This is a genomic window from Streptomyces sp. NPDC058469 (assembly GCF_042721125.1).
Taxonomy (GTDB): Bacteria; Actinomycetota; Actinomycetes; order Streptomycetales; family Streptomycetaceae; genus Streptomyces.
Genome location: NZ_JBHXME010000080.1, coordinates 1 through 23,407 on the forward strand (window position 1 = coordinate 1; position 23,407 = coordinate 23,407).

At 71.0% G+C, this 23,407-nt stretch carries 10 protein-coding genes and 1 pseudogene; 9 read left to right on the forward strand and 2 right to left on the reverse strand.

Annotated features, from left to right (window positions below; translation table 11 throughout):
- Both ACFWP5_RS29460 and ACFWP5_RS29465 read right to left on the reverse strand, forming a co-directional pair.
- Window positions 1–218: pseudogene (locus tag ACFWP5_RS29460) on the reverse strand (hypothetical protein); the annotation flags it as partial.
- Window positions 219–541: 323 nt separating this feature from the next.
- Window positions 542–1,231 carry a hypothetical protein gene (locus tag ACFWP5_RS29465; protein WP_384162939.1) on the reverse strand — a complete coding sequence of 230 codons (690 nt, stop codon included), beginning with the start codon at window positions 1,229–1,231 and terminating at the stop codon, window positions 542–544.
- 717 nt (window positions 1,232–1,948) lie between these two features.
- Here ACFWP5_RS29465 and ACFWP5_RS29470 point away from each other — a divergent pair.
- The 9 genes from ACFWP5_RS29470 to ACFWP5_RS29510 all read left to right on the forward strand — a co-directional run bounded on the left by ACFWP5_RS29470 (window position 1,949) and on the right by ACFWP5_RS29510 (window position 23,385).
- Window positions 1,949–3,154, forward strand: coding sequence for a glycosyltransferase (locus ACFWP5_RS29470; RefSeq protein ID WP_384162942.1), 1,206 nt, complete (start codon window positions 1,949–1,951; stop codon window positions 3,152–3,154).
- 194 nt (window positions 3,155–3,348) lie between these two features.
- On the forward strand, window positions 3,349–3,735 hold the full coding sequence (locus tag ACFWP5_RS29475) for a signal peptidase I (protein WP_384162945.1): 387 nt from the start codon (window positions 3,349–3,351) through the stop codon (window positions 3,733–3,735).
- A gap of 629 nt (window positions 3,736–4,364) precedes the next feature.
- Window positions 4,365–8,384: an amino acid adenylation domain-containing protein gene (locus tag ACFWP5_RS29480; protein WP_384162948.1), complete on the forward strand. Its 4,020-nt coding sequence runs from the start codon at window positions 4,365–4,367 to the stop codon at window positions 8,382–8,384.
- Window positions 8,384–17,650 carry an amino acid adenylation domain-containing protein gene (locus ACFWP5_RS29485; RefSeq protein WP_384162951.1) on the forward strand — a complete coding sequence of 3,089 codons (9,267 nt, stop codon included), beginning with the start codon at window positions 8,384–8,386 and terminating at the stop codon, window positions 17,648–17,650. The genes ACFWP5_RS29480 and ACFWP5_RS29485 overlap by 1 nt, the downstream gene beginning before the upstream one ends.
- A gap of 10 nt (window positions 17,651–17,660) precedes the next feature.
- Window positions 17,661–18,785, forward strand: a complete 1,125-nt coding sequence (locus tag ACFWP5_RS29490; protein WP_384162954.1) for a GSCFA domain-containing protein — start codon at window positions 17,661–17,663, stop codon at window positions 18,783–18,785.
- Complete coding sequence (locus ACFWP5_RS29495; protein ID WP_384162957.1) at window positions 18,730–19,425, forward strand: hypothetical protein; 696 nt, start codon at window positions 18,730–18,732, stop codon at window positions 19,423–19,425. The genes ACFWP5_RS29490 and ACFWP5_RS29495 overlap by 56 nt, the downstream gene beginning before the upstream one ends.
- Window positions 19,426–19,465: 40 nt before the next feature.
- Entirely contained in the window at window positions 19,466–20,344 is an 879-nt protein-coding gene (locus tag ACFWP5_RS29500) for a TauD/TfdA dioxygenase family protein (protein WP_384162960.1), read from the forward strand.
- A 29-nt stretch (window positions 20,345–20,373) separates the two neighbouring features.
- Window positions 20,374–21,099 (forward strand): hypothetical protein, encoded by a 726-nt coding sequence (locus ACFWP5_RS29505; RefSeq protein ID WP_384162963.1) that lies wholly within the window; start codon window positions 20,374–20,376, stop codon window positions 21,097–21,099.
- A 417-nt stretch (window positions 21,100–21,516) separates the two neighbouring features.
- Window positions 21,517–23,385 carry a sensor histidine kinase gene (locus ACFWP5_RS29510; protein ID WP_384162966.1) on the forward strand — a complete coding sequence of 623 codons (1,869 nt, stop codon included), beginning with the start codon at window positions 21,517–21,519 and terminating at the stop codon, window positions 23,383–23,385.
- Window positions 23,386–23,407: the final 22 nt, after the last annotated feature.

Genomic DNA, 23,407 nt, shown 5'->3' on the forward strand with positions numbered 1-23,407 from the left:
GTACCTGTGGTCGTCAGCAGCGCGGAGAGGTCGTCGGCCGGCAGCGCCCGCCAGCGGTCGCCGTGACGCACGACGGCAGTCACCCGACCGAACAGTGCCTCCTCATTCACCTCGCCCACGACGAAACGGCCGTCCCCCTCGTCGATCGGGCCCAAGCCGGTCCGCCTGTGGGACAACAGGGCGCGGTGCTCCTGGGCACGGATCGCCTCTACGGCCACGTGGGCGACCTTCCTCGGAGGGCATGCCGCCGAAGGAGACGGACACCGGCTGTGTGTCGGCGTCCAGGAACCCCGCCACGGTGAACGGCGCGGCGATGCTTCGGGCGTCCAGGTCTCACAGCGCCCCGTCGGCGTTCGCCTCCGGTGAGAACGGCAGAACCTCCCGCGCCGGCGGTGGGTAGCGGGTTGCCGCTGCTGCGAAACGGGTCGAACTGCTCGGATGGTGAAATCCGGTAATCGGCTCCTGACGCACTGAGATGGTCGATGATCTCGGCGAGCGTGCGCAGCGCCACCCGCGCACGAGTTCGTCGGCGCCCCGGGAGTCAGCCCGCGGTGGTGTTGTAGTTGACGATTCGCTCCACGATGAGGGCGACCGCACCGGCCAGTGGGCTGTCCGCCCCTTTGCTCGCCACGTCAGGCAACCGGTGTGCCTCCTCCTCGGTGACCGCCACCATGCCCCAGAACGCGTTGAAGCCCGACGGGTCCGATGGCTTGTCGGTGGCCGCCCTAACCGTCACGATGCCGTCCCCCTCGGCCACGGCCAGCGCGCCCATCTGCCGGAGGGTGTCGGGGTCCCGCTCCTCGGCGGCCACAACGCTCCAACCCGCCACCTCTGTCTGTCGCAAGGCGGCGAGAAGACTGCCGGCACTGCCCGCACCGGAGACAACGATGTCGGGCAGGACAAGGGCCACCGGCCCCTGCGTCATCGGCAAGGCAGACCGGATCGCGCCGTCAAGATCCGGTTCAAGCGCCTGGTCCTGGTAGACGAAGACCATTTGAAAGGTCCCGGCGTAGCGCGCGAGATAACTCACTGTGTCCAGCTTGTGAGTCCCGAACACGACGACCAGGCGCACGTTGAGTCCACTCTTGGCCAGCTCGACAACGGCCTCCAGGCTGCGGTCCAGCACGGTGACCCCGGGAGCCAGACAGTGCAGCTCCTTCGAGTAGGGCGCCCCGAAGCGCGTTGCGAATCCGGCGCAGGGCAAGATGATCGAAACGTCAGGGATGGGCACGGACGAACTATGCATTGAGTGGCTCTCAGATTGTGTTGACGATCGGGAACCTTGCGCACTTCGCCGGGTACGGGTACGGGCGGCCCCAGGCCGACGCCACACACACCGTCGGCCTGGAAGGAACGCCGGCGCTCACCGTAGTCACCGAGGACGGCTCCCTGTGAGTGGGAGCCAACGTTGATCAGCGAGATTGTCCCCAAGGTGCCCGGTGTGTATTCGCCGCTGCCGATGAAGGAAGAAGTCGGCGTCGAAACAGCCGAGTTGGCCCATGAGAGGGACGACACCGGCCGTCGGGATCCGAAGTTCGACGAGGCACTGCCGTCGCCGTGTCCGCGTGCCCTGTCCACCGGCGACCTCGCTACGTCGCGGCAGCCCCCGGGCAGCTCGGCAGGCCTGGCCGGCGGCCATCGTCACTCGGCTCACCAGGTAGTGGACCGACCACCGTACGGCGCCCCGGAACCGGCACCCGGCCAGTGTCGAACGCTTCCAATTCCGTGACGACGACGCCGACTTGCGTGTGCACCCGGTTGAGGGCGAGGCGTGCGCGGATCCCGGCATCTCCGTGTTCGAGGACCACTGCCGCGTTCCGGATCACGCGACGTACACTGCTGCCGCGCACCCGCTCCGGCCGACCCATCGCCGTCGACGAGGACCGCTCGAAGCCCGGGCGGGCACGGGCCGAAACGTACGGGAAGACCGAACGAAAGAGGACGCTGAATGCGGGTGCTGTTGTCCACGTACGGGACGCGGGGCGATGTCGAACCGCTGGTGGCACTCGCGGTGCGGCTGCGGGAACTCGGCGTGGAGGTGCGGATGTGCGCCCCGCCCGACGAGGAGTTCGCGCAGCGACTGGCAGCTCTCGGGGTGCAACTGGTGCCGGTCGGGCCACCGGTGCGGGCGTTGATGAGCGGGACGACGCTGCCGTCGGCGGCGGATCTGTCCCGGTACCGGACCGAGATGCTCGACGCACAGTTCGGCATCTTCCCTGCGGCGCTCGACGGATGTGACGCGCTGGTGGCGGCGGGCCTGGCGCAGATCGCCGCGCGGTCCGTGGCCGAGGCCGCGGGCATCCGCTACGTGTACACGAGCTATTCGGCGGTCAACCTGCCGTCGCCGTACCATGCCCCGCCACCGCGGCCGGGCTGGCCGGAGCCGGAGGCGAACGACAATCTGACGCTGTGGGAGCTGGACGCCCACAACGTGAACGCGCAATTCGCCGAGCCGCTCAACGGTCACCGGGCATCGCTCGGTCTGCCACCGGTGGACAACGTCCGCGATCACGTCTTCACCGACCGGCCGTGGCTGGCGGCGGACCCGGTCCTGGGACCGTGGCAGGCGACCCCGGGCCTCGACGTGACACAGACGGGTGCATGGACCTTGCCGGACCAACGCCCGCTCCCGGCCGAACTGGTGACGTTCCTGGACGCGGGCGCGCCGCCGGTCTACGTGGGCTTCGGCAGCATGCGCCCGTCCCCGGACATCGCCCGCAGGGCCGTCGAGGTGATCCGCGCACAGGGTCACCGCGTACTCGTCTCGCGCGGCTGGGCGGACCTGGACCTGGCCGACGACCGGGACGACTGCCTCGCCATCGGCGAGGTCAACCATCAGCGTCTGTTCGGCAGGGTGGCCGCCGTGGTGCACCACGGCGGCGCGGGCACGACGCTGACGGCCGCCCGTGCGGGTGCGCCGCAAGTGGTGGTTCCTCTGCAGTTGGCGGACAACCCCTACTGGGCCGGTCAGGTGGCAGCCCTGGATCTCGGTGCGGCACTTGACAGTCCGGCTCCGACCACCGAGTCCTTGAGCCTGGCGTTCAAGACGGCCCTGGCACCTGAGACCCGGGCGCGAGCCAGGGCTCTGGGCGGCAAGATCCGCACCGACGGAGCGGCGGTGGCCGCGAACCTGCTGCTCGACGCCATCCGGTGAGCGGGGCAGGCCCGGTGCACCGGCCCGGGATGATGCCACTGTGCGAGAGCCACGAGGCCGAGGAGGAACGCTCCGACTGATCCGGGCGGGAGGGAGCCCCGGTCGGCGGGAATTCGACTGGGGTTCGGGAAGGCACGCGCAGGTGCCTGGCACCCTGTTACTGCCGCGGTAGTCGGCTGCTAGCGTTCCGGCGCATGGAAGACGGCGTGTACGTGGGTAATGCGGGCAAAGACGCGGCACTGGACCGGGGGTGGCTGCTCGGGCACTTCAAGGAGGAAGGCGGTCCTCGCCACAGCGACGCTGTGGAGGTCAAATGGGGCGTCCACCCGCGTGGCGAACAGCGAGCGCAGTGGGTGAGGGGCGAAGTGCGTGCAGCTCTCCTGGTCCTCATCTCAGGTCGCTTCCGTATGGAGTTCCCCGGTCGTAGCGTGCTGTTGGAAGAACAGGGCGACTATGTCGTCTGGGGTCAGGGAGTGGATCACTCCTGGGCCGCAGAGGACGAGTCCGTGGTACTGACCCTGCGCTGGCCTTCTGTGCCTGGGTACGCCGTACCGCAGGAGGAAGAGCGGACGAGTTCGTAAGGCCGAGGGCCGCCTTGTCCGGCAGTGGGCCTTTCCCGCTCCCGTGTGCGGGGGTTCCGGTCCCGGCCGGCGACTCTTAAACCCGTCAGGTCCGCCGGAACATGAGACCTTCTTTGCCCGTCACGGCGTTTCGCCGCACTCCGGGGGAAAACGCGTGACGTTGTGGAACCTTTCTTCCCATATGCGAGTTTCATGGGATTCTTTTTCGGTGTGGGTGTTCTGTGAGGTGTTGTGGAATGTCGAGTATTGACATGTCCTGAGCCTGTGATTGATGATTACGACTGCGTCACGGAGTTCCGGAAGGAAATCCGAGTGAGCAGGAAAACGATGTGACCAGGTAATTGGCCAGCGATTTCGGGAATCGAATTATCGAAATACCGGCGCCCTTTCGGCCGCCTCGCCCCGTGGACCAGCCCCTTCCTCGACGACCTGACGTGTGCCCCGTCTCCCGGTGAGTGGTCCGCGGCGACGGCGCCCTGCGCGTCCCGCCACCGGCCTCGCGCTCCGCCCCCACGACGCCCGCTCGACGGCGAGCACGCCTCTTCTTGGCCGACGGCAGTCCGGTGACCCCGACCCGTCGCGCCCGATGACACCCCGCCCCACACCGATGGGAAGGCCAGGTACCGCCGGTGCACACCACCCCCCACCCTGTCCCCACTCCACGCGCGTCCACCGAAACGGCCACCGGCGGCGTCGAGTTGGCGCCCCGCATCCGGCCCGCCTCCTTCGCCCAGCGGCGACTGTGGTTCCTGGCCCAACTGCCGGGCGCGAACGCCGCGTACAACGAGACGATCGCCTTCTCCCTGACCGGCCCGCTCGACGGCGACCTGCTGTCCCGCGCCTTCGACGCGCTGACGGATCGTCATGAGACGCTGCGGACACGGCTGGTGGCCACCGAAGGGGAAGTGCACCAGCACATCGACCCACCGGGCACGGGATTCGCCCTGACCTTCGAGGACCTCACCGCAACCTCCGTCGCCGGCCCCGGGGCCTCGGACCGCGCAGCCCCCGCCCACGACCTCGACGCGCGCGTCGCCGCCCGCCAACTCGACGAGGAACAACGGCCGTTCGACCTCGACACCGGCCCGCTCGGACGCGGACGCCTTCTCACAGTGGGGCCCGAGCGCCACGTACTCCTGCTGACGTTCCATCACAGCATCTACGACGGCGTCTCGATGAACGTCATGATGGACGAACTCGGCCAGCTCTACGAGGCGTTCGCCGCAGGCGCTCCGAACCCTCTGCCGCCACTCGCGGTGCAGTTCGCCGACCACACGCAGACCCGGCAGCAAGCCGTCCTCGACGGCGCGCTCGCCGCCCAGGAGGACTACTGGCGCCGCGCGCTGCACGAGGCCCCGCCCGTCCTGGAACTGCCCACCGACCGTCCACGCCCGACGGAACAGCAATACGCGGGCGGCCGGGCCGAGTTCGGCCTCGACGCCGAGGTCACCGCCGGGCTCCGTAGTCTGGCCAGACAGCACGGTGCCACCCCCTTCGTTGCCGTGCTGGCGGGCTGGGCGATTCTCCTGTCGCGCCTTTCCGGGCAGGAGGACATCGTTGTCGGCAGCCCCTTCGCCAACCGGCGCGGCCCGGGAGCGGCCGGTCTCATCGGCTTCCTCGTCAACTCCCTCCCGTTGCGCATCGATCTGTCCGGTTCCCTCACCGCGTCCGAGGCCCTCGCCCGCACCCGTGCCGTCGTACGCGCGGCACTCGCCCACCAGGACCTGCCGTTCGAGCGCATCGTCGAACTGGTCAACCCGCCGCGCAGCGCCTCCCGAACCCCGCTGTTCCAGACCATGCTGGCCTGGGTGCCCGAACGGCGGGACCTGCTGCATCTGCCCGGAGTCGAGGCCCAGCCGCTGCCGATCGCCCACGCCCCGGCCAAGTTCGACCTCGCCGTCTCGGCGACCGAGTCCGACGGCCGGATCACCGGGTACCTGGACTACGCGACGGCCCTCCTCGACCACGCCACCGCCGAGCGCTGGGCCGGCCATCTGCGGAACCTGCTCACCGATATGGCCCGCCACCCCGAACGGGACGTCCGCGCCCTGGAGTTGATGGAGCCTCGGGAACGCCGACAGGTGCTGCTCGACGGTGACGCCACGCGGTCGGAGGCCCCCGGGTCCGTGCTGCACGCGGCGTCGGGACTCGTCGAACTCTTCGAAACACAGGTCCGCGAGCGCCCCAGGCAGACCGCCGTCGTCGACCGGGACAGCTCGCTGGACTACGCGGACCTCGACCGCCGCGCCAACCACCTCGCGCACGCCCTCGTGGCCCGGTCCGTCCGTCCCGGCGACGTCGTGGGCCTGCACGCGAAACGGTCCTGCGATCTGGCCGTCGGCATCCTGGGCATCCTCAAAGCGGGCGGCGCCTATCTCCCGCTCGACCCGGGCCAGCCCGCCGAACGCCTCGCGAACATGGTCGAGGACGCGGCCTGCCCCCTCGTCCTGAGCGACCACGACAGTGCGGACCGCGCACCGGAATGGCTCGACCTGAGCGCCGTAGAGGCCGAGGGAGCAACCCGCCACGAACCGCCCACAGGCATCGCTCCCACGCCGGACCGACTCGCCTACGTGATCTTCACTTCCGGGTCCACGGGACGACCCAAGGGCGTCGCAGTCGAACACCGCAGCGTCCTCAACCTCTTCGCGACCTGGCACGCCCGCATGGGCACCGCCCCCGGCGAGGTCGGCTCGGCCTGGTCCAGCATCGGCTTCGACGCCTCGATCCACGAACTGCTGCTGCCCCTGACCACCGGTGGCGAACTGCACATCGTCCCCGAGGACTTGCGCGGCGACCCCGAGGCGCTGCTCGCCTGGATGCGCGAACACGCGGTGACCCAGGCGTTCTTGCCGCCCGCCTACGTCAAGTGGATCGACGAGGACCCCGCCGTACGACTGCGGGGGCTTCAACTGCGCACGCTGCTCACGGGAGTCGAGTCGCTCACCGAAGCCGCGCTGCACCGCATGGCACAGCACCTTCCCGGCCTGCGGACCTGCTTCGGCTACGGCCCCACCGAAGCGACCCTCTACAGCACCGCGTACTACGACCCCCGCCCACTGGAGCGGCCGTGCCCCATCGGCCGCCCGCTGCCCGGCACCCGTATGTACGTGCTCGACGGCCGCATGGAACCCGTTCCGCCCGGTGTGGTGGGGGAGGTGTACCTCGGTGGAGCGTCGCTGGCCCGCGGCTATCTGGGCCGCCCCGACCTCACCAAGGAACGCTTCCTGCCCGACCCGTTCGTGCCCGGCGAACGGATCTACCGCACCGGAGACCTCGCCCGACGCCTGCCCGACGGCCAGGCCCACTACCTGGGCCGCGCCGACGACCAGGTCAAACTCCGCGGATTCCGGATCGAACCCGCCGAGGTCGAGGCCGCGCTCATGGCCCTGCCCGGCGTCCGCGAAGCCGCCGTCCTCGTCGACCACGACGCGACCGGCCAGCCCCGCCTGCTCGCCGGCATCGGCCGGGGCACCGCACCCGCCCGCACCACCCACGACTGGCGAACCGCCCTCGCCCACCGACTGCCCGACTACATGATCCCCGCCGTCTTCCTCGACCTCGACACCCTCCCGCTCAACCGCAGCGGCAAACTCGACCGGCCCCAACTGCTGAGTCTGGCCCAGGAGTCGACAGCCACCCAGGTCAACACGGCCAGCCCGCGCGACCACGTCGAACACGGCCTGTACCGGATCTGGCAGCGGATCCTGCTCCACCCCGACATCGGCGTCAGCGACAACTTCTTCGAGATCGGCGGGACTTCGCTCTCGGCCATCAAAATGGCCCACGCCGTCACCGAGACGTTCGGCCGCCGTCTGCCGGTGGGTGAGGTGATGACCCGCCCCACCATCGAAACGCTGGCCGCGTTACTGCGCGAGGACGGCACCTCCCGCGCGCCCGGCAGCCTCATCGAGTTCCGCCCCGGCACGGGCCCGCGCGTCGTCTGCGTCCATCCCGCCGGCGGCACCGCCTTCTGCTACCTCCCCCTGGCCACCCTCCTCCCCGAGAGCGTCGGCCTGTACGGCATCCAGTCCCCGGGAGTGAACCCCGACGAGGACCTCCTGCCGAGCGTGGAAGCCATGGCCGAGGAGTACCTGCGCCTACTGGAGCCGCTGGGCGCGGAACCACTGGTCCTGACCGGTCTGTCCTACGGCGGTCTCGTCGCCCATGAGATGGGACGCGTGCTGGCCCGTGCCGGACACCGGGCGGTCAGCGTCGTCCTCCTCGACACCCAGGCCACCGACGACGAATCCGCCCGCGCGGAGATCGGTGCCGTCGACGCGGCCGAGTTCCGCGACAAACTCGTGAGGTTCAACGGGATGTACCCCGGCATCGACGACGCCCAGGTCGACCGCTACTTCCACCTCTACAACCACAACCGGCTCACTGCCCGCGAGCATGTCCCGGCGGCCTCCCCGGCGCGCACGGTCCTCGCCCAGGCGGTGCCGGACGGTGACGACACCCCCTTCCACGCCGAGGTCCGTGCCTTCTGGCAGCGCCGCGCCGAGGGCGGCTACCGCGTCGAGATGATGGAGTGCGACCACTGGGAGATCCTGGAGGGCGTCGGAGCAGCTCAGGTCGGCACCCTGCTCGCCGCTGAACTCGCCCACCACGGCGCTCAGTTGACTCAGCCGATACGGGAGGCGTGATGGACCTCCGCCCCGCCCTCAGAGTCTCCCCGGCCCCCGCGAGATGCGCCTCCCTCGCCGAGGGCGTGCTGGGCCAGGCTCGCCGCACCCCCTCCGCCGTCGCCGTCGAGGACGGCAGCCGGGTCCTCGACTACGCCGAACTCGAACAGGCCAGCGGTCGAGTGGCAACGCGACTGCACGCGGCCGGAGTTCGCCCCGGCCACGCGGTCGCCGTACACCTGCCCCGCTCCTGGCAACTGGTCTGCGTCATGCTCGGCATCCGCCGCGCCGGAGCCACCGTCGTCCCCCTCGACCGCCTCAGCCCACCCGACCGCCAGCGGCACATCCTCGACGACTCGGGCGCCGTCGCCGTCGTCCACAACAGCGGGCACACGCCCCAACTGCCGGAGCACATTGCCGCGTTGGACGCCCACCTGCTCCTGACCGGTGACGGTCCCGTCCTGCCCGCCGTGCCTCCGAGCCGTCCCGGCGACACCGTCACGGGATTCGTCTTCTACACCTCCGGCAGCACGGGGCACCCCAAGGGCGTCGAGGTCACCGACGACGGAGTGCTGCGCCTGGCACGCCCCGGTTACCTGGACCTACGGCCCGGCGCCCGCTTCGCCAGCCTGGCCAACCCCGCCTTCGACGCGCTCAGTTTCGAGGTGTGGGTCCCCCTCCTGACCGGCGGCGTCTGCGTCGTACTCGACGACGACCAAGTGCACAGCGCGCCCCAATTCGCCAGGGTGCTCAGCGAGCAGCGCGTCGACACGGTGTTCATCACGACGGCCCTGTTCAACGCGGTCGTCGAGCAGGTACCCGACTGCTTCGTCACCACCGGACAGGTACTCGTCGGCGGTGAACAGCTCAACGCACGCATCGTCCGCCGCTGGTACGAGACCAACTCCGCCTCCCGCACCGTCCTGCACAACGTGTACGGGCCGACGGAGGCGACGACCTTCGCCCTGTGCCACCCCATCCCACGCGACTTCGCCGGCGACACCATCCCGATCGGCGCCCCGCTCCCCGGCACCGGCGTACTGCTCCGCACCGAGGACGACCGCACCGCCGAACCGGGCGAAGTGGCCGAACTACTGCTGTCCGGACCGGCGTTGGCCCTCGGCTACCGCAACCTCCCGGAGCAGACAGAGCGCAGCTTCGTACGGCTCCCGCACGAGAACGGCGGCGAACGCCGCTGGTACCGCACCGGAGACCTCGTACGCCAGGACACCGAAAGCCGGATCACCTACGTCGGCCGGGCCGACCGCCAGGTCAAGGTGCGCGGCTTCCGCATCGAACCGGGCGAGGTGGAGCGGCAGATCCTGGCCCAACCCGCCGTCCGCCAGGCCTACATATGCACCCGCCGCGACGACGCGGACCGCAGCGAACTGCTCGCCTTCCTCGTCCTGGGCGACGAACTCTCCTACGACGCCTACGACCGTCACCTCGCCGCCGCCCTGCCCTCGTACATGCGCCCTCACCACACGTACCTCGTCGCCGAGTTGCCGCGAAACGCCAACGGCAAGGTCGACCGGGCCGCCCTGCTGCGTGGCGCCGGGACCCCGTGGCGCGGTGCGCAGGAGGGCGACGTACCCGTCAGCGCCGAGCAACGACGGGTGCTGGAAGTCGCCGAAGACATCCTCGCCGTCAACGGCCTGCGCCCGGGCGACCGTTGGGCCGCGAGCGGCGGTGACTCGCTGAAGGCGTTGCGCTTCCGCTTCGAGATCCTCAGCCGCTTCGCCGTCGACCTGCCGCACGACCTCGTCCTGCGGGCCGACTTCGCCTCCCTCGCGGATGCTGTGCACGCCCCGGAGACGACTCCGGGAGAACACCCACCCGTGCCCGCCCCCTCCGGCGAGCCGACCGCACCGGCCACCAGCGAGCAGGAACGCCTCTGGCTTCTGCAGCAGCGGGAGCCCGAAAGCCGCTCCTACGACGTGCCGTTGGCCTTCCGCGTCCGGGGCCGCGTCGACACGGCGGCTCTGCATCGCGCGGTGCGCGCGATGGTGGAACGGCACGTGGCCCTGCGCACCCGGCTGGTCCCCACCCCCGACGGGCTGCTCCAGCAGACCGGCGATCCCTACGACCCCTGGCAGCGCCTCCAAGCACGCGTGGGGGAGGAGTGGCAGGACACCGCCGACCGGTTCTTCGGCCACCGCTTCGACCTCGGCGACGCCCGGATGCTGCGGGCCGCCTGGGTGACGCAGGCCGACGGCGGACTGCTCCTGCTGCACCTGCACCACGTCGCCGTGGACGGCTGGTCGCTCAACCTCCTCCTCCACGACCTCACCGACGCCTGCACCGGCGGTGGCGTCCAGCCGTCGTCCGTCCCCACGCCCCTGGACGCCAGCGACGCGTGTACTGCCGATGCCGCCCAGCCGCCCTCCGCCCTCACCCCCCTGGACTTCGCACGCTGGCAGCGCAGTTGGCACACGAGTCCCGCCTACGAAGACCGCCGCGCGCGGCTGCGTTCCCACTACGGCCGTGACGGCGAACCGTCACCCGCGCTGCCGGCCTCCGAAGCGCCACGGGCCCGCCTGTTGCGCACCTCGCTCGACCTGGTCCGCCGCAGCGCGCTGGACCGTCGTGCGGCACAACTCGGACTGACGCGCTTCCAGTTGCTGGTGTCCGCGTTCGCCGCGAGCCTGTACGGCGTGACCGGGCAGGGCCGTCCGCTGGTCGCCACGCCGGTGGTGAACCGGCCCCGCCCCGAATTCGCGGACACGGTCGGCATGTTCGCCAACACCGTGCTCCTGGACCTGGCGATGGAGCCGCACCGCTCACTGGACGCCCAGCTCTCGGCCCACTCCGCTGCCGTTCGTGCTGTGCTGCAAGACCAGGAGGTCGCCCTTGCCGACCTCCTCGCGGACCGCGCCTTCCGCGAGCGAACCCCCTTGTTCGACTACCTGTTCGTCCTGGAGAACACCGACTTCTCGGCACTGCGCCTGGACGGCTGCGAGGTACGGCCGCTGTGGCCCGAGCCGCTGGGTGCAAAGTGCGCCCTCACGCTGTCGGTGGTGGAGCACGAGGGCGGGTTCGACTGCCTGTGGGAATACCGCGACGACATCGGCGCCGAACGCACCCGGGCCGCGGTCCGCCTCTTCCGCCAGACCCTCGACCACCTGACCGGCGACACCGACATCACCCTGCACGAACTGGTCACCGACTATCGCCGAACCCTGCCCGACCACGGCCAAGGCCCCACGCGCGCACCGGACTTCACCACCGTCGCCGACGGCTTCGCCCGGCAGGTCGCCCACACCCCGCACGCCCCCGCCGTCACCACCGGTGAATCCACCCTCACCTACGCCGAACTCGACGTACAGGCAGCCGAGTTGGCGGCGGCACTGGGCGCGCGCCTCCCGGCCGATCCCGCCGCACCGGCGGCCGTCGCGCTCTACCTCCAGCCCTCCGCCGAACACATCGTGGCGCTCCTCGCGGCGGCCCGACTCAACCTCACCGTTGTACCTCTCGACCCCGCCTACCCGCCGCCCCTGCTGCGGCATGTGCTCGACCAGGCCGACCCCCTGTGCGTGCTCGTGGCACCCGAGGACGAAGCCGTCCTCGCCGCGATCGCGCCACCGTCCCTGCCCCGGCACGTGCTCACCCTCGCCGACACCCCCACCACAGCGCCCCAACTGCCCACGCACCAGGGGCTGCGCCCGCTCTACACCCTGTTCACGTCCGGCTCCACCGGCACTCCCAAAGGCGTCCAGGTCTCCGACCGGACCCTGTGCAACCTGCTGACCTGGCAGCGCACATGCGGCGGCCTGAGCGGGCCCGCCGTCACCCAGCAGTTCTCCATGCTGTCCTTCGACGTCTCCTTCCAGGAGATCTTCACGACCCTGTGCTCCGGCGGGCTCCTGCGGTTGGTGGAACCCGCCTGGCGGCACGATGTCCCGTCCCTGCTGCGGGAGTTGGAGACCGGGGGAGCGGAGCGGATCTACCTGCCGTACGTCGCTCTGCAGCTGCTCGCCGAACACGGGGTGCGCACCGGGCAGTTCCCGTCGCGATTGCGTGAAGTCATCACCGCCGGCGAACAGTTGGTGTGCACCGACGCGATCCGCCGCTGGTTCGCCGGGCTTCCGGACGCCCGGCTGTTCAATCACTACGGCCCCACCGAGACCCATGTCGTCAGTGGCCTGTGCCTCGACGGCGACCCCGCCGCCTGGCCGCTGCGCCCCGCGATCGGACGCCCGGTGGCGAACGCCGTCCTGCGTGTCGTCGACGAGGGCGGTCTGCCTGTCCCGCCCGGTGTCACCGGCGAGTTGTTGATCGGCGGCCTCATGGCCAACCGCTGCTACGTCGGCGACGACACGCCGAACCACGACCGCTTCACCGACGACCCGGACCTCGGGACCTTCTACCGCACCGGCGATCTGGCACGGTTCGACGCGCAGGGTCTGCTGCACTACGCGGGCCGCGACGACAGCCAGGTCAAACTCGGCGGGTTCCGGCTGGAGTTGGGGCAGGTCGAGGCCGCGTTGCTGCAGTATCCCGGTGTGACCCACGCGATCGCGGCGGTGGAGGGCGGACAGTTGGTGGCCTGCCTGCGATGCCGGGGCGGCGACCCCGATCCGGCCGATCTCGCGGACCATCTGGCGGGGCTGCTGCCGGCTTACGTACGCATAAGCCGTTTCCGTCGCCTGACAGAGCTGCCGCGCACGCCGAGCGGCAAGCTGGACCGCCGGGCGGCGCAGACCGCCCCGGGTCGCGAGTTGCGCTCCGTCGACGTGGCCGCCCCGGCCGTCTCATCGCTCGAAGGACGGCTGGCCGCCCTGTTCGAGACGGTGACCGGCAAGGCGATCGGCGTGGAGCAGCGGTTCTTCGACGCGGGCGCCACCAGTCTGGACCTGATGCGCTTCCAGCTCCGCTGCGCGGGCGAGGGCGAACTCGCCTTCACCGTCCCGGAGTTGTTCGAGCACGTCAGCCTCCGCGCGCTGGCACGCCTCATCGAGGAACGTGCCTCGGAGGGCGCCGTTGCGACTGCCGTCGTCTCCGACGCCCCACGGCCGCCGGGGGAGCGGGCCGAGGAACCCATCGCCGTCATCGGGATGGCCGTACGACTGCCGGGCGCCCCTGACCTGGCCGCCTTCTGGGACCTGGTGGTCTCCGGCCGTCGCGGCATCGAACACTTCCCGACCACGGACGGCCGGGTCGGCGCCCGCAGCCAGCTCACGGGGATGCTCGCCTTCGACCCGGGCCGCTTCACGATCAGCCCGCACGAGGCCCGGCTGATGGACCCCCAGCAGCGGCAGCTCCTGATGAACTGCGTCGAGGCACTCGCCCACGCCGGTATCGGAGATCCGACGGCCCGCCGGGTCGGACTCCTGGCCGCCTGCGGGGAGAACACCTACTTCCAGCGCATGCTGCGCGAGGCGGACCCGGCCGAACTGCCCGACACCTTCCGGCTGGCGCTGCACCACGAGAAGGACTTCCTGGCCACCAAGGCCGCCTACCACCTCGGTCTGACAGGGCCCGCCTTCACCGTGCAGTCGGCATGCTCCAGTTCACTCGTCGGCGTGCACGTCGCCGCCGGGCTGCTGCGGCAGGGAGACGCCGACGTGATGCTCGTCGGCGGTGTCCTCGTCGACACCGAACTCACCGACGGCTACACCTACCGGCCGCAGCACATCTTCTCGCCGGACGGCCACTGCCGGCCCTTCAGCGCGGACGCCGGCGGCACCGTCGGCGCCAGCGGAACCGGCGTCGTCGTCCTCAAGCCCCTCGCCGCCGCCCGCCGGGACGGGGACACCGTCTACGCCGTCATCACCGGCTCGGGCATCAACAACGACGGTTCGGACAAGCTCAGTTACAGTGCCCCCGCCCTGGCCGGGCAACGCGCCGCGATCCGCACCGCCCTGCACCGCAGCGGCCGTAGCGGCGCAGACCTCGGCTATGTGGAGGCACACGGCACCGGTACCCGTCTCGGGGACCCGGTGGAGGCGGCCGCGCTGCGTCAGGCGTACGGCCTGGCGGACGACGGGTGCGTGGCGTTGTCGTCCGTGAAGAGCCAGATCGGACACCTGGGCGCCGCCGCGGGCGTCGTCGGCATGGTGCGGGCCGTACTCGCCGTGCACCACGGGATCGTCCCGCCCACGGCGGACTTCGACCGGCTCAACCCGGAGATCGACGACGGCCCGTTCCGCATACCCACTGCCGCCGAACCCTGGCCGCAGGACGGGCCACGGGTGGCCGCCGTCAGCAGCTTCGGCATCGGCGGGACCAACGCCCACCTGCTGCTCGAACAGCCGGACGCAGCGCAAGTAGCGCACACCGCGCGCGAGTTGGTGCCGTGCCTGGTGCTGTCCGGCAGTTCCGAGGCTGCCGTACGCGCGGATGGACGCCGTATCGCCGCATACCTGAAGGCGCACCCTGACACCTATCCGCAGGTCCTGCGCCACCTCCAGGCCGGACGGCCCGCGCTCGGCCACCGGGCGGCGGCGGTCTGCCCGGACGCCCCCTCCGCCGTCGTGTGGCTGGACGCATTGGGCGAGGTCACGGCGCCTCACCCGCAGACCCGGCTCCCCGCCCGAGACCGGGACGCCCATGCCCTCGCCGAGGCCTGGTCGGCCGGCCACACCCTCGGATGGTCCGAGGGTCCGGCGTCCGCGCCCTGGGACTTCCCGCCGCCCGCCTTCGAGACGGTGGAGTACGACTTCGCGCGCACGCCCGCGCTGCCAACCGGACCGCAGCGGCTGCCCGCCGACCAGTGGCTGCACCAGCAGCAGTGGACCCGGCTGCGCCGCGCCCGCACCGGCGCCCATGAACCGCGGCGCACCGCCGTGGTGGTCACGGACGCGGGCGGCGAACCATGGCGGTTCCTGGAGCGGCACTACGCCCGGGTGGTGACCGTGCGCGCCGGGAAGGCCTTCGCCCGTCTCGATGAGGACTATTACGAGGCCGATCCCGCCGACTCCAGGCAGTTGGCCGCTGTGCTGGAAAGGGTCACCCGTTCCGTCGGCCCCGGGGTCGACTGGCTGCACGCGCTGCCCCTGGCCCTCGACGGCAGCCTCGACGAACATGCCCTGGAAGCGGCCCAGTTGGCCTGTCTCGACACCGTCGCCGCGCTCGCCCGCACCCTGGCCGACGTCCCGGATGCCGTACGGCCGCGAGCGTGGCTGCTGTCCCACGGGGCGCAGCCGGTCACCGGCCCCGTCCGCACCCCTGAGGCGGGCCTGCTCGCCGCCGCTCTCGAAGTGCCCCGGCAGGAACTGGGCGTGACCCTGCGCTGGACCGACCTGCCCGGACCCCGCCCGGCCGACTGGGCGGCACACCTGCCAGACCTGCTCCTGGACGACACGATCGCCGAACAAGCGACCGCCCTGCGCGACGGTTTCTGGTGGCAGCGCACCCTCCAACCGGTCCGGGTCCTCAACACCGCGCCGCCCGCCGTCCGTTCGGCCGCCCCCGGAACCCACCTGGTGCTCGGCGGCACCGGAGGCATCGGCGCCACCCTGGCCGCACGCCTCCTGGAACACCCCGGCAACCGCGTGGTCCTCGTCGCCCGGGGGACCGAGACACCGCCCGCGCTACGGCCGTACCAGGACCGCGTCACGTTGGTCCCGGCCGACCTCGCCACAGACGATCTGAGCGCGGTCGCGGACCGCCTGGCCCCGCACCTGGACGGTCTCGCCGGCATCGTCCACGCCGCGGGTACGGCCGCCGGGGGACTCCTCGTTCGCCGCGACCCTGCCACCGCCAGCCGTGCCACGGCTGCCAAACTGCGCGGCGCCCTGCTCGTCGAGCTGCTCATCGCCGAGCACGACCCCGACTACGCGGCCTACTGCTCGTCGATGGCGGCCCGGTACGGCGGAGTCGGACAGTTCGACTACGCGGCGGCCAACGCCTGCCTCGACGCCTACGCCCATTACGCGCCACCCGGCGACGACGCCACCACCGTCCGTATGAGCATCGGCTGGGACGCCTGGCGGGACGTAGGCATGGCGCAGCACGCCCTGACCACCGATGCCCGCCACCAGGAACACCTCAAGGTCGCGCTCACCCCCGAGGACGGCGCGGCGGTCTTCGAACGGGCCCTGCACCTGCAGTTGCCCCACTTGATGGTCAACACCACACCCTTGGCGGAGGCTCCCTTCTTCTACGAGCCGATCCCCAACTCCCGTTACGAGCCGGACCTCACCTCCCGATACGAGCCGGTCTCCGACTCTCCGCCGGCGCCTTCCGCGCACCCCGTGCACGGCGACCCCACGGCCGAACTCACCGAGATCCTGGTCGACTTGCTCGGCGTGGACACCGTCGACCCGGAGGCGGCCCTGTACGACCTCGGCGCCGACTCGCTCACCCTCCTGGAACTCATCGACGAGGTGAAACGCCGCTACGGCACCGACATCGACCTGTCCCGGCTCAGCCACCGGGTGAGCCTCACCGAGATCCTCGGCCATCTCGCCCACCTCGACACCGGCACGCGTGCGTCCGCTACGGCGGTGGACGTCGAGGTGTGGCAGCGCGGACCGGGCCCGGACGTGCTGTGCCTGGTCCATCCGGTCGGCGGCGACATCCAGGCCTACCGGCCTCTGGTGGCAGCCCTGCCCGACGAGTTGACGGTCTGCCTGATCGCCGACCCGAAACTGCGCGACCCGGCGCAGCCCGCCCGTTCGATCGCCGACCGCGCCGCGCACTACCTGGATGCCGTCCGGTCCGCGTTTCCGGACCCCAACTGCCGCCTGAGCCTGGCGGGTTGGTCGTTCGGCGCCTGGACTGCCCTGTCCATGGCGGCACTTGCCGAGGCCGACCGCCGACCCGTCGACGCCGTCCACCTCCTCGACCCGCCGCCACCCGGCGCCGGACAACGGCTCGCCGCCTATGACGAACAGCAGGTGGACGCCGTGTTCGCCCGCGAGTTGAGCGGCAACGCCGGCGGCAACGGGAATGGCAGCGGTAGCGGCGGACGGCTGTCGGAGTCCGGCCGTGCCTACGCAGAACGCCTCGCACACTGCTGCCGGACCAACCTCGCGGCCATGGCCGAACACCGGTTGCCGCGACTGGACCGGACGCGCGCCGAGGTGTGGCTCGCCCAACGCCCCGTAGAAGAAGGGGTGTTGGGACCGGAACCGACCGCACCCGACGCGTGGGTCGCCCATCTGCCCCTGCCCTTGCGCCTCCACCACGTCGACGCCACCCACTACGAGCTCGTCGCGGAACCCCACGTACAGGCGATCGCCGCCGTGCTCGCGGCGCCCCCACCCGACACGCGAGCCGCCGTAGTCGCGACGGCCCCGCCCGAGACGCAAGCCGCCCTGCCCCACCCCGCCGGACGATCCTGAGGAGGTCACCGTGCAGCACCCCTACACCCGCCTCCCCAAGCGGTCCTTCTGGCGTACCGCGGTCGCCGAACCCGACGCGCTCGACATCACCGACCTGTGGACGCCGAAGTTCACGATCGGCCAGGACGCTCCCGTCGTCACCGCCGGATCCTGCTTCGCCGCCCACATCGGACGAGCCCTCCTGGAGGAGGGCATGCACTGGTACGACGCCGAACCACCACCCCCGGGCCTCACCCGCGCCGAACAGACCGCACGCGGCTACCGCCGCTTCTCCTTCCGGACCGGGAACATCTACACCGCCGCCGCACTGCGCCAGTGGGTCGCCTGGGCGCTCGGCGAGGAGAAACCGCCCGAGGAGGTCTGGACGGAGGACGGCACCTTTCGCGGCACATCCCATGACACCTCACGCGGCACCTCCCACGACACCTACTACGACTCCTACCGGCCCACCGTCGAACCGGCCGGCTTCGCCTCGTCCGACGACCTGCTCCGCTCCCGCGACATCATCCTCGCCGCCATCCGCACTGCCCTCGCCAAGGCCGACGTCCTCGTCTTCACCCTGGGCCTGACCGAGGCCTGGCACGACATCCGGACCGGCACGGTGCTGCCGATGTGCCCCGGGACCGTACGCGGCACCTTCGACCCGGCCCGGCACGTCCTGCGCAACCACACGGTGGCGCAGGTGCTCAGCGACCTGACGTCCGTGCTCGCCCTCGCCCGCGGGGTCAACTCCCGGCTGCGTATGGTCCTCACGGTCTCCCCGGTGCCCCTGACGGCCACCGCCACGGGCCGCCACGCCCTCGTCGCCACCACCCACTCCAAGTCCGTACTACGCGCGGCGGCCGGGCAGTTGGCGGACGAGACGGACGACGTCGACTACTTCCCGTCGTACGAGATCATCACCGGCTTCCCCTACCGGGCGGCCTTCTACGAACCCAACCTCCGCTCGGTCACCCCAGACGGCGTGGCCTTCGTGATGCGGCACTTCTTCCAGGCCCTCCAGGGTCGATCCGCTACGGCGCGACCCGCGCCCGCGCCCGGACACGCGACCCCGGTCGCCGGCGGAGAGGACCACTGGTGTGACGACGCCGCGCTCGACTACTACAACCCCCGCCCGATTCCTTCTGCTGGGTGACTCCCACGCGGGTTGTGTCGGACGCGCCGCCCAGGCCGCCGAACTGCCCTTCGTGGGCGGCCCGTTGGGATCCGGGCGCGACTTTTTGGGCCCCTGCTTCGCCACCGACGCCACCGACCTCACCTTCCGGCAGACGGAGACGCAGCGGCTGTACCGCGAGTTCCTCGACACCCTCGATGTGAGCGCACTCGCCGGACTGCCGGTTCCGCTGGTCTGTACTTTCGGCCTGAGTGCCCACACGGTGGCCACCCGACGGAACTGGGACCTCTACCGCGACCGGCACGGCACCGTCCCGGACACCTTCCTGCACAGCCGCCTCTTCGCCGACCTGGTCAGGGCGACCGTCCGAGGCGCACTCGCCTTCTACGACCACGCCGTCGCCCTGGGACTACGGGTGCTGGCACCCATGCCGCCCCAGCGCGTCCCCGGCATGTCCGACCCGAACGTCTTCTTCGCCGCGCAGAACATCCTCGCTGACGAACTCACCGCCCGCGACGTCGAGTTGGTCGACCTGCGCTCCCGCGTCACCGACGGCACCGGGCTGCAACGCCCCGCCTTCTGCCAGGCGGACGACTCCATCCACGGCAACCTCGCCTTCGGGCGTCTCGTCGTATCCGAACTCCTCGACCGAGGCCTGTAAGCCTTCCCCCTGTACCCCAGCGATGTCACGGAGGTCCCTCATGGAGGACTACGCACTCAAGGCCGTCGAGCGGCTCACCACCCGCTCCGCCGAGCCCTACGACACCCTGTCCGTCGCCCCGATCACCCCGCTGCTGGGCGCCGAGGTCACCGGCCTCGACCTGTCCCAGGAGCTGACACCCCAGCAGGAGAAGGAACTCAAGCACGCGTTCAACACCCACCACGTGCTCGTCTTCCGCGACCAGGACATCACTCCCGAGGAACACAAGCGGTTCGCGGGCGTCTTCGGTGAACTGCACCCCGTAGCCCTCGCGCCCGAGGGATCCGACCCGTACATCCTGGAGATCAAGGCGACCAAGGAGTCCCGGGCCGTGGCCGGCAACGGCTGGCACGCCGACGGCACCGCCGACGCCGAACCCTCCCTCGGCTCGCTGCTGTACATCACCACGATCCCCGAGGGCGGCAGCGGCGGCGACACCGTCTTCGCCAACATGCATCTGGCCTACGAACTGCTCTCACCGGCGATGCGGAGCTTCCTCGAAAGCCTCACCGCCGTCCATGACGGAGCCCTGCCCTGGACGGCCGCCGGACAGTCCCCGCCGCCCGAGTACGAGGTGCCGTGCACCGAACAACCGGTCGTCGCCCGCCACCCGGAGACCGACCGCAAGCTCCTCTTCGTCAACGCCCCCTACACTTCGCACATCACCCAGCTGTCCCGCACCGAGAGCGACGCCCTGCTCGACATGCTGTACGCGCACATAGCCCGCACCCCACTGCTGCACTGCCGGGTCCGCTGGCAGGAGCGCACCCTCGTCCTCTGGGACAACCGCAGCGTCCAACACCACGCCGTCTGGGACTACTTCCCGCACACCCGGGAGGGCCGTCGGATTGCCGTCAACGGCAGTCGCCTGCACGCCTGACCCGTTCCCGACGGAAGTGAAGGCGCCCCATGTCCACGACCGCTGTCCCTGAGGCGTTCCTCGCCGCACTGCGGAATCCCGCCTCCGAACCTCCCCCGGAGGCGCGGCCGGCTTGGCTGTGGCCCGTCGCCATAGCCCTCCATGAGCGGTTGCCAATGGACACGCGGGAGGTCTGGGAGACCCGTCTGCATGGCGTGCTGGGCGCAGGCCCGGACACGAGCACCCTGCGCATCGTCCACGCCTGGCACGCCGACACGATCCTGCCGCTCCTCGCCGAGACGGCGAATGACGGCGACTCCACCGTGTTCGCGGCTCTGGGCGACCTGCATCGTGAAGCGGCACAGGCCAGGACGGCGGACCAGGACACCTGGCGGGCGGCGCTCACGCCGGTGCTCCTGTACCTCTACGACGCCGCGTACGACCGGACGAGCGCGTACGCCGAAGCCCACGCGGGCGCCCGCGACTACGCGCTGGCCAACGGTTTCTCCGCGACCGAGGCCGACGGATACGGCCACGAGTACGCGCGGCTCAGCAGTGACGCGAACGCGCGGGCCTGCGCCGAGGCCCACGCGGAGGCGCTCGGCGGGGCGCTGGCACGGGCGTACGCGACCGACGGGTGCGAGGTGTACGCGGACACGTACCCCGACGCCCAACTCCGCGCCGTCGTCCGGGCCACGGCAGAGCGGGGCGACCCGGTCCCCGCCACCCGCCTGGCCGAGGGGCTCCTCTCGGCGCTGGAGTCGCCTCGGCCGTAGACATCCAGTCCGCTCGGGTGGGTCGCGCGGGCAGCGAAGGAGATGCTGAGCTCTCCGTGCACGTGCCGGTGGGGGCGTAGAAGCGGCCGATCCATGGTGGGTTGCCACAGTCGGGGCTGTTCGGCCCTGGCTTCCGGCGATGAGCGGGTCTCGGGCGGGCCGGCGTCGCTGCGCTTGAGGCCTCCTCTGCTCCCAGTCGGCGAACTCCGTCAACGGGATCGTCATGGGCATCGACGGCCGCGCCGTCGTGGGCCTGCAGCAGGAGGGCACGGCGGTGCGTAGCCGCCGCAACTCGCCCGTCTCCGGACGGAGTTACCGTAATACGGGGATTCCGCCACGGGAGCCGTTGCTTCGGCGCTACGCTGAGTAGTCGCGTCGGTGGGGGAGGGGGCGGCTCACTTGTCTGGTGCCGCGGATATGCCGTCATCTGGCGCGGCGCCCGATGCGGCAGTCTCCTCCGTCCTGCTCCGCGCCGGGCGCGTCCCGCCCTCGTCCCGGGTACGGATGCCGCGCCTGTCGGCCCGGCGCGAGGCTGTGGCGCTGGCCGTGTCCGGCGCGGTGTTCGGGACGTACGTACTGGTCGTGACCGCTCCGGGCCGGTACATCACCACGACCACGGTCTTGTTCTCGGGAGCTGTCGGCGGTCTGTATCTGGGCGCAGGGCTGCTGGCGCGGCTGCGACGGCCCGGCAACCGCGTCGGGCTGATGATGCTTCTGGTGGGGATCGGCTGGTTCGCGGAGGACCTGCAGATCAGTCCGGATCCGGTCGTACACACCGTAGGCCTGCTCGTCCGTTCGGCGTCCAGCGGTTTCCTCATTCCGCTGCTGCTGATGTTCCCGGACGGCCTGTTGAGGTCCCGGACCGACCGGGTGCTGGCCGGTGCCGGATATCTGACGGCCTTCGGGCTGATGCCCGCGAGCGTGCCGTTCTCCACCTCGATCGTGCGGAACCTGCTGCTGGTGCACCCCGTGGACTGGTTGCGCCCGGCGACCGACGTGGTCCAGTTCGTCATGAGCGGAGCTGTGGTCGCCGTCCTGCTGGTCCGCTGGACGACCGCCACGCGCCCGGCCCGGCGCGTGCTCACCCCGCTCTTCGCCGTCGGCCTGGTGGGCGGTGTCGCCTCCGCGCTGGACGGGATGCTCGGGACAGGGCCCTCATGGACGCACACACCCCTCATCAACATCGCGCATGTGGCGGTGCTCCTGCTGCCGCTGGCGTTCCTGGCCGGGGTGTGGCACGTCCGGATGGGCCGGACCGCCGTGGCCGACCTGCTCCGCCGGATGCCGCTCGCCTCGAAGGAACACCTGCGGGACGCACTCGCGAGAGCTCTCGGCGACGCCTCCGTACAGGTGGGTTTCCCTGCCCCGGACGCAGTCGGCTACATCGACAGCCAGGGCCGTACGCTCAGTGCCGCGCCCGGACAGCAGGTCAGCCCGCTGGAACGGAACGGCCGGCGGGTCGGGGTCCTCCTCCACGACCCGGCGCTGCGGGAGGACCGGTACGTTCTGGAGGCCGTCGTGTCGGCGGTGGCGCTGGAACTGGACAACCAGCGGCTCGCCGCCGAGGTACGGGCGCAGCTGACCGAGGTACGGGCGTCCCGCGCCCGCATCGTCGAAGCGGGTGACGAGCAGCGCCGGCGGATCGAGCAGGATCTGCACGACGGCGCGCAGTCGAGGTTCGTCACCGCGCTGGTGACGCTGCGGCTGGCACGCCGGCGGCTGGCGGACCAGCAGGCGCCCGATCCGGGACTGGCTGAACTGCTGGACCGGATCGCGGCGTTGATGGGCGAGGGAATGGACCAGCTGCGAGATCTCGCCCACGGAATCCACCCCGCGGTCCTCAGCGAGACGGGGCTGGTGGCGGCCCTGGAGATGTTCGCCGCCCGGTCCCCCTGCCCGGTCCGGGTCAGCGCGGCGGCGGTGCCCGAGCTACCGCGGCCCCTCGCGGCCACCGCGTACTTCGTGGCGGCGGAAGCGGTCACCAACGCCCTGAAGCACGCCCACGCGACGACCATCGGCATCGATGTCCGGCACGAGGACGGCGTGCTGCATCTCGCGGTCGCCGACGACGGTGTCGGCGGTGCCGACCCGGACGGTGGCACCGGGCTGCTCGGCCTCCGGGACCGGGTGGCGGTGTTCGACGGCGAGATGACCGTCAGCAGCGTGCCGGATCAGGGGACGATCGTCTCGGCCACGCTGGTGACCGGACGTTCCGGGCAGACAGGCTCCGAGGAGACGCGCTCCGCGCGGGCGGCTCCGGCACAGGGGGAGGACGGACGAGGATGACGGCTTCGGGAAGGACGCCGGA